The 13,513-nt window shown below is 66.6% G+C and carries 10 protein-coding genes, 1 tRNA gene and 1 pseudogene; 8 read left to right on the top strand and 4 right to left on the bottom strand.

All coding sequences use genetic code 11. From position 1 onward, the window contains the following. The first annotated feature begins 165 nt into the window (after positions 1-165). The 4 genes and pseudogenes from ASF08_RS05360 to ASF08_RS05345 form a co-directional block, all read left to right on the top strand. Positions 166-372: a ferredoxin gene (locus ASF08_RS05360; RefSeq protein WP_056142520.1), complete on the top strand. Its 207-nt coding sequence runs from the start codon at positions 166-168 to the stop codon at positions 370-372. Beyond that, positions 369-1,688 carry an NAD(P)/FAD-dependent oxidoreductase gene (locus tag ASF08_RS05355; protein WP_056142290.1) on the top strand — a complete coding sequence of 440 codons (1,320 nt, stop codon included), beginning with the start codon at positions 369-371 and terminating at the stop codon, positions 1,686-1,688. Before ASF08_RS05360 ends, ASF08_RS05355 begins: the two co-directional genes overlap by 4 nt. Beyond that, positions 1,681-2,949, top strand: a complete 1,269-nt coding sequence (locus ASF08_RS05350) for a cytochrome P450 (RefSeq protein ID WP_056142288.1) — start codon at positions 1,681-1,683, stop codon at positions 2,947-2,949. Before ASF08_RS05355 ends, ASF08_RS05350 begins: the two co-directional genes overlap by 8 nt. Before the next feature lie 151 nt (positions 2,950-3,100). Continuing rightward, positions 3,101-3,559: pseudogene (locus ASF08_RS05345) on the top strand (IS66 family transposase); the annotation flags it as partial. Positions 3,560-3,689: 130 nt separating this feature from the next. Here the strand turns inward: ASF08_RS05345 and ASF08_RS05340 are convergent. Next, positions 3,690-3,765: transfer RNA gene (locus ASF08_RS05340), tRNA-Lys, on the bottom strand. A gap of 86 nt (positions 3,766-3,851) precedes the next feature. After that, entirely contained in the window at positions 3,852-5,030 is a 1,179-nt protein-coding gene (tgt, locus tag ASF08_RS05335) for a tRNA guanosine(34) transglycosylase Tgt (RefSeq protein WP_018043987.1), read from the bottom strand. Positions 5,031-5,313: 283 nt separating this feature from the next. Between tgt and ASF08_RS05330 the strand changes: the two genes are divergently transcribed. Next, positions 5,314-6,108, top strand: coding sequence for a bestrophin-like domain (locus ASF08_RS05330; protein ID WP_056142283.1), 795 nt, complete (start codon positions 5,314-5,316; stop codon positions 6,106-6,108). Between the two features lie 41 nt (positions 6,109-6,149). Here the strand turns inward: ASF08_RS05330 and queA are convergent, their stop codons facing one another. Next, positions 6,150-7,238 (bottom strand): tRNA preQ1(34) S-adenosylmethionine ribosyltransferase-isomerase QueA, encoded by a 1,089-nt coding sequence (queA, locus tag ASF08_RS05325; protein ID WP_056142280.1) that lies wholly within the window; start codon positions 7,236-7,238, stop codon positions 6,150-6,152. Between the two features lie 272 nt (positions 7,239-7,510). Here queA and ASF08_RS05320 point away from each other — a divergent pair, with 272 nt between their 5' ends. From ASF08_RS05320 to ASF08_RS05310, 3 genes are all read left to right on the top strand, one after another. Then, positions 7,511-7,777: a hypothetical protein gene (locus tag ASF08_RS05320; RefSeq protein WP_051074403.1), complete on the top strand. Its 267-nt coding sequence runs from the start codon at positions 7,511-7,513 to the stop codon at positions 7,775-7,777. Between the two features lie 135 nt (positions 7,778-7,912). Next, the gene (locus tag ASF08_RS05315) at positions 7,913-8,800 is read left to right on the top strand and encodes a cation diffusion facilitator family transporter (protein ID WP_056142277.1); all 888 of its coding nucleotides are present in this window, start codon (positions 7,913-7,915) and stop codon (positions 8,798-8,800) included. A gap of 142 nt (positions 8,801-8,942) precedes the next feature. Continuing rightward, the gene (locus tag ASF08_RS05310; RefSeq protein ID WP_056142275.1) at positions 8,943-10,751 is read left to right on the top strand and encodes a hypothetical protein; all 1,809 of its coding nucleotides are present in this window, start codon (positions 8,943-8,945) and stop codon (positions 10,749-10,751) included. 294 nt (positions 10,752-11,045) lie between these two features. On the opposite strand, the gene ASF08_RS05305 is transcribed toward ASF08_RS05310, so the two are convergent. Then, positions 11,046-13,025: a methyl-accepting chemotaxis protein gene (locus ASF08_RS05305; RefSeq protein WP_338011741.1), complete on the bottom strand. Its 1,980-nt coding sequence runs from the start codon at positions 13,023-13,025 to the stop codon at positions 11,046-11,048. Between the last annotated feature and the right edge of the window lie 488 nt (positions 13,026-13,513).

Here is a 13,513-nt window from a genome sequence, read left to right as displayed (position 1 = left end):
CCGCCAACCTCATGCTCGCCGCGACGACCGGCCTGCCCATGAGATCCGTCGCCACCCTGATGCCGCAGGCGGACGACCGCGACGATCCGTTCCTCGGCATCTGACGAGCAGCGAGGCATCGCCATGACCCATCCCACCGAGACCGCTTCGAGCAGGACGACTCCCCTGCGCGTCGTGGTCGATCTCAACCGATGCCAGGGCTACGCGCAATGCTGCTACGCGGCGCCCAGCGCCTTCGAGGTCCGGGGACACGAGATCCTGTTCTACGACCCCGCGCCACCCCGCGCCCGACGAGGCGAGATCGAGCGGGCGGTGCAGGCCTGCCCCGTCCGCGCCATCAGCCTGCAGGCCGATGACGGAGAGACGCCGTGAGTGCCGCCGCAGATGCCGGCATCGTCGTCGTCGGCGCGTCGCTGGCCGGCCTTCGCGGGGCGGAGGCCCTGCGCCGAAACGGCTATGCGGGTCGGCTCACCCTCATCGGCGACGAGCCGCATCGCCCCTACGACCGGCCGCCGCTGTCGAAGCACGTCCTGTCCGGCGAATTGGCGCTAGACGCGACGGAACTGCCACTGCTCGTCGCCCTCGACGCAGATTGGCGATTGGGCCACGCGGCAGTCGGTCTCGATCGCGTCGCGCGGACCATCCGCCTCGCGGACGGGGCGGTGCTCGCCTACGACAGGCTGCTCATCACCACGGGCGCCCAGGCGCGCCCCTGGCCGGCCGCGTCGGGCGGCGCCCTCGCCAATATCTTCACCCTGCGCGGCCGGGACGATGCCGCGCACTTGCGGGCAGCGTTGGCCCGGGGCCCGCGCCGTGTCCTCATCGTCGGTGCCGGCCTAATCGGCTGCGAGGCGGCCTCCTGCTGCCGCGATCTCGGTCTGCCCGTCACCCTGCTCGATCCCAATCCGACGCCGCTCGCCCGATCCCTCGGCACCTGGATCGGCGGCATGATCGCAGAATGCCTGAAGGATTCCGGCGTTGCGTTTCATCCGAGCGCACGGGTGCTCCGCTTCGAGGGCGATGCGTCAGGACGCGTGGTTCGCGCCGATCTCGCGGACGGGCGTACCATCGAGGCCGACCTCGTCATCGTGGCGCTCGGCGCGACCCGGGCCACGGACTGGCTGCGTGATGCGGGCCTGATGGCGGATGCCGGCGGGGTGACCTGCGACGGCGCCTGCCGCGTCCTCGCCGCCGATGGCACGACCTGCCCCGACATCTACGCCGCCGGCGACGTGGCACGCTGGCCGAACCCGCTCTATGGCGGCCGGCTGGTCTCGGTGGAGCATTGGGGCAATGCCGTCGCGCAGGGCGCGCATGCGGCGCGCAACATGGTGGCGCCGGCCGAAGACCAGCATGGCTACGACCATCTCCCGGCGTTCTGGTCGAGCCAGTTCGGGATCAACATCAAGGCCGTGGGCCTGAGCGAGGGCGCGGATTCGGTGGCGATCGTACAGGGTTCGCGCGCATCGCGACGCTTCCTCGCCGTCTACGGCCGTGCCGGCCGCAGCATCGCCGCCGTGTCGTTCGACCAGGCCCGCTGGCTCCCGGCCTATGCCGAGGCGATCATGGCCGGCAGCCCCTACCCACCGATCCGCGATGCCAGCGACCAGGGCCGGTTCGCCACCAGGGAGCCCGGCTTCCCGCCACCGCGCGCCGCTTCCCACGCCGACGAGGCCCGTCATGTCTGAAAACACGCTGTTTTCCGAGGTGCTGGACCCGGCCAACCGGGCCGATCCCTATCCGATCTACGCGCGTCTGCGCGAGAACCCGGTCTCGCCTCAGCGCGACGGCAGCGTCGTGGTGAGCACGCATGCAGCGATCCGCAGCCTGATCTTCGATCCGCGCCTCAGCTCCGAGGATCTGCCTCCGTCCCACCGCCCCCGCACCGGCAATCCCCTGAAGGACTGGCTCCTCAATCCGATCAAGGACCGCATCGCCACCGCGCACCGCCCGCTGATCTTCCGCGATCCGCCCGATCACGACACCCTGCGCAGCGTCGTCATGCGGGAATTCACGGTGGCGCGGGTGCTGGCGCTGAAGCAGCGCGTCGTCCGCGACGTGGACGCGCTGATCGATGCCTGCCGGGGACGCGACGAAGTCTGCCTCGTGGAGGACCTGTCCTACCCACTGCCCGTCGCGGTGATCTGCGACATGCTGGGCGTACCCGAGGTGGACGAACCGCAATTCCAGCGCTGGGCGACGCAACTCGCCACCGCCCTGGAGCCCGATGCCCGCCATGACGAGGCCAGCCGCCACGAAACGGTCGCCGCTTTCGATGCGATCTCCGGCTACATGCGCGCCTTGATCCGCGAGAAGCGCCGGCGGCCGGGGCCCGACATGCTCAGTGCTCTCGCCAATCCGATCACCACCAAGCCCGGCCCCGGCGGCAAGGCCGCGATGGGCGATTTCGACCTCATCTCGACGGCGATCCTGCTGCTGGTGGCGGGCCATGAGACGACGGTGAACCTGATCACCAACGGTATGCTCACCTTGCTGCGCCACCCCCATGAACTGGACCGGCTGCGCGCCGATCCCGAGCGCGCGCCGCGTGTCATCGAGGAGCTGCTCCGCTACGAGCCGCCCGTGCACTTTAGGACCCGCAAGGCGCTGGGTACCATCGAGATCGCGGGGCACACCATCCGCAAGGGCGCGCCGGTCATCCTGCTCTTCGCCGCGGCGAACCGCGACCCCGCCCGTTTCGCCGATCCGGACCGCTTCGATCCGGATCGGGAGGACGTCCAGCATTTCGGTTTCGGCGGCGGTCTGCACTATTGTATGGGGGCGCCGCTCGCCCGTATCGAGGCCGAGATCGCCCTGGTGGCCCTCAGCCGCCGACTGATCGCGCCGCGATTACTGGCCGATCCGCCGCCCTACCGGCCAGGCGCCTCGCTACGTGGTCCCGAGAGGCTCGGCATCGGGATCAACGGAATTGCCGCTCGTTCAACATAGAAAATTCGGCCGAAACCAAATTTTTCATCGTCTGCTTCTTCAAATAATCTACCGGAAGCAGACCGTTGCAAAACCACCCAACCAGGACATTGCCATCGCTGAAAACAGTCGGTCGGTCTGGCCTCTCTGATCACCCGATACACCTGCATACGAGATCGCCGGACAGCCACCCGATCGACGACACCGACAGCGCCAGGACCGATCCCGGCCGCGCGCCGATGCCTTGAGAACCTGGGCCGAGGCGATCCTGCCCCAGCTCTCCGGCCCCTCGGATCTGGCCAAGGCGTTCCGCTACGTGCTGAGCCGCTGGCGGGCGCTGACCCGGGTGTTCGACGACGGGCGTATCGGGCTCGACAACAACCCGGCCGAGCGGGCGCTGCGCGGCGTCGCGGTCGGGCGCAAGAACTACCTCTTCGCTGGCTCGGATCGGGGCGCCGAGCGGGCGGCCGCCTTTTACACCCTGATCGAAACGGCCAAGCTGAACGGCCTCGACACCGAAGCCTACCTGCGGGACGTCCTCACCCGCATCGCCGAATATCCGGCCCGACGCCTCGGCGACCTGCTGCCGTGGAATTGGGGCCCGTTTACGGCCCTCGATCAGGCCGCCTGACCCAAAAGCCCTCCCACCGAGCGCTTACACTACAACGCAAGCGGGGAAATGACTGCAACACCCTGGTAGCTATGTGGTTGCTAGCCTTTTTCTGAAGGCTAGCAACCGGCAGCTAAATCGTTGTGATTGTTGGTGAGCGCGCTGGGACTCGAACCCAGGACCTACAGATTAAAAGTCCGTTGCTCTACCAGCTGAGCTACGCGCTCGCTTGCTCAGAAGGGCCTGGCTCGATGACGATCGGGCCGGCTGTCGTGAGAAGCGTGGCTCGCAATAGGGGGTTGGGTCGAAGGGGTCAACCGGCCAGATTCGCGCTGGCGCGCTCGGCCTCTGCGCGAGCCCAGGCCTCGCGAGTCTCGCCGGCGAAATCCGCAAGGCGGCCCGCCGCGATCGCCCCCCGCATTCCGGACATCAGATCCTGGTAATAGGACAGATTGTTCCAAGTGAGCAGCATCATGCCCAGGATCTCGTCGGTGCGCACGAGATGGTGGAGGTAGGCGCGGGAATAGTCGCGCGCCGCCGGGCAGGCGGAGGTCTCGTCGAGGGGGCGGGTATCCTCGGCGAACCGGGCATTGCGCAGGTTGATCCGTCCAAAGCGGGTATAGGCGAGGCCGTGGCGGCCGGCGCGGGTCGGCATCACGCAGTCGAACATGTCGATGCCGCGTGCCACCGATCGCATGAGATCGTCGGGCGTGCCGACGCCCATGAGGTAGCGCGGCTTGTCCCTGGGCAGATGCGGCTCCACCGTCTCGATCATCGCCAGCATCACCGCCTGTGGCTCGCCCACGGCGAGGCCACCGATGGCGTAGCCCTTGAGGTCGAGATCGACGAGGCCCCTGGCGCTCTCGACGCGCAGGTCCGCCAAGTCGCCGCCCTGGACGATGCCGAACATCGCCTTGCCCGGCTGCTCGCCGAACTGAAGCCGGCAGCGCTCGGCCCAGCGCAGGGACAATCGCATCGCGCTCTCGATGGCCGGCCGCTCGGCGGGGAGCCGCACGCATTCATCGAGCTGCATCTGGATGTCGGAGCCGAGGAGCCCCTGGATCTCGATGCTGCGCTCCGGGCTCATGTGGTGGGCCGAGCCGTCCACATGCGAGCGGAAAGTGACGCCCTGCTCGTCGAGTTTCCTCAAGGCGGAGAGAGACATCACCTGGAAACCGCCGGAATCGGTGAGGATCGGGTGCGGCCAGTTCATGAAATGGTGGAGGCCGCCGAGTCGCTCCATGCGCTCGGGGCCGGGACGCAGCATCAGGTGGTAGGTGTTGCCGAGCACCACGTCGGCGCCGAGGTCGCGAACCTGGCCCGGATACATCGCCTTGACGGTGGCCGCCGTCCCAACCGGCATGAAGGCCGGTGTACGGATCGTCCCGCGCGGCATCGAGATCGCCCCGGTGCGGGCCTGCCCGTCGGTGGCGTCGACGCGGAAGGTGAAATGCTCGGAAGCGTTGCTGCGAAGGGAGGGAGTCTCGGACATGGGCATGGTGTTTAGAGCATCGGCCGGAAAAGTGGATGCCGGTTCTCGGCAAAAGCCGATGCGGGAGGACGTGCGCTCGTGACCGGAAGTATCGGCGCCAGACGGGGCGACCCGTGCCGGGGCGGTGGTCGTCGATCCGGGCACTGGCCCACAGCACATTCAAGGAGTATCGGAGATCCGCCAACCACCCGGACATTCCGACTAGGTTTCCTCAAAACGAGGACTCTTCCAGAAGAGGGCTCTTCCGCGCGGCCGGCTCACCATATGATCGCGAGGTCTATCGATGCTCCTAGGACTCTGGCTCGATCAGCCGATCTGGCTGATGATCGTCATTCTCGCCTCACTATTTGCGACAGTCTCGATTGTCCTGGTCGTCCTGACGAACGTCCCCTACACCCGGACCCATCTGCTCAACAACGTCGGCGGCATCGTCGCGTCGTTCTTCAGCTCGATCGGAATTCTCCTCGCCCTGCTGACCGGTTTCGTGGCGAACGATGCCTGGGAGCGGCAGGGCAAGGCGTCGCGCATCGTTCAGACGGAGCGGGCCAACCTGATCGCCGCCTACGATCTCAGCGAGGCCACGGTCTCGGACATGTCCGACATTCAGAAGGCGCTGCTCGCCTATGCGGATGCGGTCATCGCCGACGAGTTCCCCAAGATGGGAACGAAGACGCCCTATTCCAGCGAGGCGGGGGCGGCGCTCAGCAGGCTCATGAAGATGGTGGCCGACCCGGTTCAGACCAGCGCATCCGGTGTCGTCGCTCATACCGCCCTGATGACCACGGTCATGAACCTGCGGGAGGCGCGCGGCGAGCGGCTGGCCCTGAGCGCGAGCGAGAGCGACGATTCGAAGTGGATGACGTTGCTGTTTCTCTGCACTCTGACGCTGATCTCAATCGGCATCGTCCACGTCGACAAGCCGCGCGCTCAGGTCATCACGCTCGTCATCTTCTCCACGGCGATGGTCGGGACGCTGTCGGTCATCGCGCTCCACGAGCGCCCCTTCGACGGCCCTTTCGCCCTCGGTCCCGCGGCCTTCGAGCGCGCCAAGAGCATGATGACGACCCATATGGAATGACCCTCCGATCGATGGGGGAGGCGGGGCGCCGCCAGGGACGTTCACTTGGATGGTGCGGGAAACAGCAGGCTCGAATCCCCATACGAGTAGAACCGATAGCCGCCCTCGACGGCATGCGCATAGGCCGCCCGCATCGTCTCCAAGCCCGAGAAGGCAGAGACCAGCATGAACAGGGTCGAGCGCGGCAGGTGGAAGTTGGTCATCAGCGCGTCCACGGCACGGATTCGGGTGCCCGGCGTGATGAAGATGTCGGTGGGGCCGGCAAAGGCGCGAAGCCGGCCGTCTCCGTCCGCCGCGCTTTCGAGAAGGCGCAGGGCCGTGGTCCCGACCGCGACGATGCGACCGCCCGCGGCACGCATGGCATTGAGCGCCTCGGCTGTCGCCTGATCGAGGAGGCCGATCTCGGCATGCATGCGGTGGTCGTCGGTGTCATCGGCCTTAACGGGGAGGAAGGTGCCCGCGCCCACATGCAGGGTCACGCTGTGACGCGCGATCCCGGCGGCGTCGATGCGGGCGAGGAGGTCGTCGGTAAAGTGCAGGCCCGCGGTGGGGGCGGCCACGGCTCCGGCCTCGCGGGCGTACACCGTCTGGTAATCCACCGTGTCCCGCGCGTCGGTGCTACGCTTGCCCGCGATGTAGGGCGGCAGCGGCAGCTCGCCGACAAGCGCGATGGCCTCGTCTAGGGCAGGGCCGGAGAGCTCGAAGCGCAGCACGATCTCGCCCCCCGCCCCCTTCTCCGCGATGGTGGCGTCGAGGAGGCCGAGGGTGCAGGCGTCGCCTTCGCCATCCCGTCCGAAGCGGACCCTGTCGCCGACGGCGAGGCGCTTGCCCGGCCGGGCGAAGGCGCGCCAGCATTCGGGTGCTTCGCGTAGGTGGAGCATCGCCTCCATGCGAAGGCCCGGCGAACCGGGGCGATGGCGGATGCCGCGAAGCCGGGCCGGGATCACGCGAGTGTCGTTGAAGACGAGGGCATCGCCCGGTCTCAGCAGATCGGCGAGGTCGCGCACGGCGCGGTCCTCCAGCGCCTCGCCGGGACGGACCACGAGCAGTCGCCCGGCATCGCGAGGCTGCGGCGGCCTGAGGGCGATGCTCGCTTCGGGCAGATCGAAATCGAAGAGGTCGACGCGCATCGCGCGCCAACAGCACGGTTCCTGGCCCGGGATCAATGGCCGATGACAGCCTTCCAGCCCGATGACGGTGCGAAGGAATGTTGTGGCGCAGGCGGAAGCCGCAGGACGGAGAGGGGCCAACAATGCGTGGCCTGCATGGCTCGTGCTTCTTTGCGTGCCAACAACCTTCACACGCGCCGCATTGTTACAGATCTACGTTGAAAACAACCTTGACCACCCCGAGGCAAATCGGCGTGGTCTCCAAGCAATCTTGCTCCAATGCGGTTCGTTTGATGATTGAAAACCTCAAGAATGGCGCGACCAACATCAAGGTTCCGCGCCGTCGGGTCACGTTGGACTCGCAGTTGATGTCCTATTGGGAGCGCGAAGCCCGGCGTCTCGACGTGATGGCGGCCAATGCCCGCTGGGGGTGGATGGCCCGGACTTATGCGCGCAAGGCCGAGCGGGCACGAGCCCAGGGCGCACGCAGCGCCGCGCGCGAAGCGGAGCGTCGGGCGGGTGCGGCGCCCGGTCCGCAGGAGGGTGAGCCCCAGACATAGCCACGACTAAACCCTTCACCGGTGGGTTCAACCTTTGCCGTGGCCTTCCCGGCGGGGATGATCGTATGGGCGGGGCCGCCTAGCGCCACGCCCTGCTCCTTTACCCGGCGGGCCCGTCACGGATCGGCACCGGAAATGGACCGCACCCAGAAAGCCGCCCTCGCGAGCGCCGGAATCGGCGCTTTCGTGATGGCGCTCAAATTCGCCGCCTATTGGCTCACCGGCAGTCTCGCGCTCTATTCCGACGCGCTGGAGAGCATCATCAACGTGGCGGCGGCGGCCTTCGCCTTCATTGCCTTGCGTGTGGCCGCTGCGCCCGCCGATGACGACCACCAGTTCGGGCACCACAAGGCCGAGTATTTCTCGGCGGTGATCGAGGGCGCCCTCATCATCGTGGCGGCGATCCTCATCCTGCGTGAATCCTATTACGGCCTCCTCGCCCCGAAGCCCCTCGATGCGCCGATTCTGGGCCTGGCCGTCAGCGCGATTGGCACGGCCATCAACGGCGCCTGGGCCGTCGCGCTTCTGAGTCGCGGCAGGGCGTGGCGGTCGCCCGCCCTGGTCGCCGATGCGCGTCATGTGATGTCGGACGTGGTCACTTCGGGCGGGGTCCTGATCGGCGTCGCCCTGGTGGCCGTCACCGGAACCCTGATCCTCGACCCGCTCATCGCCGGCCTCGTCGCCCTGAACATCCTGTGGTCGGGCTGGACCATGGTGCGCGATTCCGTGAGCGGCCTCCTCGACAAGGCGGCGCCCGCCGAGATGGTGACCCAGATCCGCACGTTGATCTCGGATCACGGGGAGGGCGCCCTGGAGGCGCACGACGTGCGCACGCGCCATGCAGGGCAGGCGACCTTCATCGACTTCCACCTCGTGGTGCCCGGCGAGATGACCGTGAAGGACTCGCACGACATCTGCGACCGTCTGGAAAGTGCCATCGAGAGCGCCATCGAGGGGGCCGTCGTCGTCATCCACGTGGAGCCGGCCGAGCATGCCAAGGGACGCGGCGTGCCGGTGGTGTAGGGTCGAGCCCCCCGGAATCCGGCAGGAATCCAACGCCACGCGCACCGTCGTTCGAGCGTCATCCGCCCCCCCTAATGTCCGCCACGCCCGGTGATTTGACGTCCGCCCGTCCGCGGACGCGTCCGGCCGAGGATGAGACCGCATGACCGCCCATTCCGTCGCGAACGGCACCACGCAGACGGGCCGTATCACCCTGGCCGGCGCGGACACCCTGCAGGTGGACGGAACCCTTTCTGTCTCCGCAAACGCTCAGTCCGTGCGCTTCACCTCCGCCCCCGACGGCGCCGAGATCCACAATGACGGCCTGATCGAGAACACCACCGACGGCGGCCGGGCGATCCGCTTCGAGAGCGGAATCGGCGCGACCCTGACCGCGACGATCGACAATGGCGGCACCATCCGCTCCGACGACGACGCCGTGCAGATCCAGTCCGGCACCGTCGCCGCCGGCACGCTCACGATCGTCACGGAAGCCGACTCCACCATCGTCTCCGCCGAAGGCCAGGCCCTCGACCTCGCCGCGACCACGGGCGAATTCCTCGCCGAGATCGACAATGCGGGATCGCTGCTGGCGCTGGCAGCCGACGGCGTGAAGATCGGCGCGACCCTCGATCTCGTCAACAGCGGCACCATCCAGGGCGGCTCCGCCACCGGCTATGTTCAGGGCGCCGACGGCATCCAGTTCGAGGACGGGGCGAGCGGGACGATCCGCAACACGGCCGGCGGCGCCATCCTCGGCGACCGCCACGGAATCAATATGGGCGAGGACAGCCTCGTCACGGTGACGAACGAGGCCGGAGCCCGCATCCTCGGCGGCAACGGCTCCGGCATCGGCTCCGACGGCACCGCGACCGTGATCAATCACGGGATCATCACGGGCTCCTTTGCCGATGCGGCCAATTCCGACGTCAACGGCGCGACGCCCGGTGCCGAGGATGGCGGCGGCCCGGACGGCATCAACGATGGCGACGGCGACGGGATCGACATCGATTTCCGTGCGACGATCGAGAACCACGGAACCATTCGCGGCCTCGGTGCCGGCGGCACGGGCTCCGACGGCCTGCCCAACACGGCGGAGGGCATCGCGGCGGGCGGCGGCGACATCGTCAACCTCGCCGGCGCGCGGATCTACGGCGCCGGCCTCGGCATCCTGATCGACGACTCGTCGCAGGGGGACGCGCCCTTCGTGACGAGCATCGACAATGCGGGGCTCATCCAGGGCGGCTCGGGCATCGCGATCAGAATCGTCAGCGCGCTCGACGACGTGGTCGTCAATGCGGGCCGCATCCTCGGCGGGGGCGGCACCGCGATCCAGTTCGGCTCCGGCGACAACACCCTGGCCATCGAGACGGGCTCGGCCATCCGCGGCCTGAGCCTGGGCGGCGACGGCACCGACACCCTCGACTATTCGGAGTTCGGCGCGTCGGCGCGCGCGCTGTTCGAGAGCGGCCGGGCCACGGGCACCGGCGGCGTCTCCGGCTTCGAGATCGTGAAAGGCTCGGCCTTCGCCGATTCCATGAGGGGCGATGCCGGGGCCAACCAGTTCCTCGGCGGCGCGGGCGACGACCGCCTGTTCGGCGGCGATGGTGACGATATCCTGACCGGCGGCACGGGGACGGATGTCCTGCGCGGCGATGCCGGGGCCGACGCCTTCGTGTTCGATGTCGTGCCGCCGGCCGGCGAAAAGGACCGGATCGTCGATTTCAGCCACGGCGAGGACAGGCTCGTCCTCGATGCGGGCGTCTTCACGGCCCTGACCGCTGGCCAGCTGACGGACGAGGCCTTCGCCCTCGGCGCCGCGACCACGGAAGACCACCGCATCGTCTACGACGCGGCCAAGGGCCATCTCTACTACGACGCGGACGGCTCCGGCGGCGCCCAGGATGCCATCCTGCTGGCGACCCTCCTCGACAAGCCGGCGCTCACCGCCTCGGACGTGCTGGTGGTCTGACACGGGCAGCGGGCGCGGGGTTCGAGGAATCTTCCCCAAAGCGGGCCTTGGCCACAGGCCCGTCGGCCTCTGCGCCCGGCGCGCGCCCGCGGCTCCACCGGGCGGGAGGGATCGGCGATCGCGCCGAACGGCCTTCCCGAACGCGCGGCCGGGACGCGACACCGGGTGAATGGGTGCAGCACGCGTTGCCGTAGGGGTGCCTCACGACCTTCCGATCACGGTCGGTTCCCGCTCCGAGCATGACGGCGCAGCGGGAGTTTCGTGAGGCACTTTCGGTCGCCGGGGACGCAAGCTCTAAACGGCGACGGAACGCACTGGCTTCGCATCTGAAGATTGAAGGAACTGCACGTTCATGCTCGCGCCGGAGCGATGCCGTACGAGGCAGTCGAACCGGCGTCCGTCCGCATCGGCGATGAGGACGAACCGTTCCGGCACCGAGGCATGCAGGCGCACATGCAACCGTGCGCCGCCGTCCGACAGGTCGCGGATCGAGCAGGCGATGCGGCCGCCGTCCGAGACATGAATGTGAGCAGGCAGCAGGATACGCGTTCGGCGATCGGCGCGCCGTTCCTCCATCCCAACGGTCCAATTGTCCAAGCCCGTGCTGATGCTCGACACACCGTCGGCAGCCTGCTGCATGCTGGCCAGGATCTCACCCGTGGCATGCGCCTGCTGATCCATCGAAGCAGCAACGCCATCGACATGCTGACTGATCGTACCGATCGCCGCAGTGATCGAGGCCAGGGTGGCCGCGACCTCGCTCGAGACAGCCTGCATGCCCGTGATTTCGCTGCTGATCCGGTTCGTGGCCGCTGCGGCCTGACCAGCCAGGTTCTTCACTTCGGTCGCGACCACAGCAAAGCCGCGCCCTGCCTCGCCGGCCCGTGCCGCCTCGATCGTCGCGTTCAACGCCAGCAGATTGATCTGTTGCGCAATGTCCGTGATCAGGGTGGCAACGCCGCTCATCGAATGCGCTGCCGAACGCAGCCGCTCGGTGGCGGCATCCGCCTCGCCGGCTCGACCATGGATGTCGTCCACGACGGTCTTGGACTGAATCATGCTGCGAGAGATCGAGAGCGCCGACGCATTCATGGCGTCCGCCGCATCCGTGACCGCCTGAACGTTATCGAGAGTGCGCTCGGCGGCCTCCACCGCGACCGACCGCGCCTCCATGTTGGCGGTGACGTCGGAAGCGTACTTGACGATCTTGATCAATCGGCCGCTCGGGTCGAAGATCGGGTTGTAGCTGGCCTGGATCCAGACGGCACGGTCGCCCTTGCCGAAGCGCTGGAACATGCCCGATGAGAAACTGCCGCCTCTCAGGCGGTCCCAGAACGCGGCGTAGTCCGCCGTCTGTGCGTAGCCTGGCTCCACGAAGATGGCGTGCGGTCGCCCCCTGATCTCCTCGATCCCGTAGCCGAGCGACTTCAGGAAATTCGCATTGGCATCGAGGACCGTCGTGTCGGGAGCGAACTCGATGACGGCCTGTGAGCGATTGACCGCCGCCAGCTGAGCCATGGCATCCGCGACCTGCAGTTTCTGCCCGGTAATGTCGGTGGCGAACTTCACGACCTTGATCGGAACACCATCCCGATCACGGATCGGATTGTAGGTTGCCTGGATCCAGACTTCGCGACCGCCCTTGGCAATCCGCTTGAACTCCCCTGAGCTGAACTCGCCTTTGCCCAGAGCGGACCAGAACTCACGATAGGCCTCACCCTCGCGCTCGGCCGGTTCCACGAACATGCTGTGATGACGACCTTGGACCTCGTCGAGCGCGTAGCCCACGGCTGAAAGGAAGTTGGCGTTGGCATCCAGGATCGTGCCATCGAGTGCGAACGCGATGACGGCCTGTGAGCGCTGCAGAGCTCCGAGCTGTCCGTCATTGTCGATGTTGCGCAAGACCTGCTTCGTCACATCTGTCGCGAACTTGACCACTCGGATCACCCGTCCGGCACGGTCGAGGACGGGATTGTATGTGGCCTGGATCCAGACCTCGCGACCATCCCTCGCGAAACGCTTGAACTCGCGCGTCTGCGGCTCGCCATGACGCAGCGCTTCCCAGAACGCTCGATAAGCCTCACTGCCTTGCTCCGCGGCAGAGACGAATCGAGCGTGGTTCTGCCCCTTCAGGTCGGAAAGGGTATAGCCCATCAGCTCGAGAAAGAGAGTGTTGGCAGTGAGCACGGTGCCGTCAGGAGCAAACTCGATCCGAGCTGTTGACGTGTCGACCGCGGCCATGAGCGCACGCAGATCAGTATCAAAAAACGGCACGTCGCTGTCCCCACGATGCCTCGTTCGCATTCCCTTCTGGTTGGCAGCCTTTCGTTAAACAAAACTGAAACAACTTTTATGCGCGCTACGATTTTTTTAATATCAGCAACAAATACCAGTCAAACAATAACACTAAAATACAAACAGTGAAGCGAACGACTGCGACTTCCGACATTGAGCATCGCTGATGCTTGCCTTGGCATATCGAAGAGGAAGCGATCTGTATTAAATTGCATTTTTATTTGTGATGACTTCGTGAGATTACACCAAATATATCTCATCGAGACCCCGGCATGTATTTAAATGCATTTTCTCCAGCCGTCGCAGGGGCATATCGGTTTGATTGAGTCGACGCATGGACCGGCCGATGTCGATTCAATTTTCCATTTTGTTCCACCCCACTGTCTGCCGGTAAGCCGATCCTCGATCACCGTACCGACTATTCCTCACGGCCATGCAATGTCCGGCTCATACCAATCGGCACGGAT

This window comes from Methylobacterium sp. Leaf85, from assembly GCF_001422125.1.
In the GTDB taxonomy this organism is placed as follows: Bacteria; Pseudomonadota; Alphaproteobacteria; order Rhizobiales; family Beijerinckiaceae; genus Methylobacterium; species Methylobacterium bullatum.
Note: the sequence above shows the minus strand (reverse complement) of the source record. Positions and strands in the feature narration are given on the sequence as shown.

Bases quoted from the DNA above. Each gene is read 5' to 3' on its own strand.
- ASF08_RS05310 (WP_056142275.1), top strand. From the start codon at position 8,943: ATGACCGCCCATTCCGTCGCGAACGGCACCACGCAGACGGGCCGTATC.
- ASF08_RS05350 (WP_056142288.1), top strand. From the start codon at position 1,681: ATGTCTGAAAACACGCTGTTTTCCGAGGTGCTGGACCCGGCCAACCGG.
- ASF08_RS05330 (WP_056142283.1), top strand. From the start codon at position 5,314: ATGCTCCTAGGACTCTGGCTCGATCAGCCGATCTGGCTGATGATCGTC.
- ASF08_RS05315 (WP_056142277.1), top strand. From the start codon at position 7,913: ATGGACCGCACCCAGAAAGCCGCCCTCGCGAGCGCCGGAATCGGCGCT.
- queA (WP_056142280.1), bottom strand. From the start codon at position 7,238: ATGCGCGTCGACCTCTTCGATTTCGATCTGCCCGAAGCGAGCATCGCC.
- tgt (WP_018043987.1), bottom strand. From the start codon at position 5,030: ATGTCCGAGACTCCCTCCCTTCGCAGCAACGCTTCCGAGCATTTCACC.
- ASF08_RS05320 (WP_051074403.1), top strand. From the start codon at position 7,511: ATGATTGAAAACCTCAAGAATGGCGCGACCAACATCAAGGTTCCGCGC.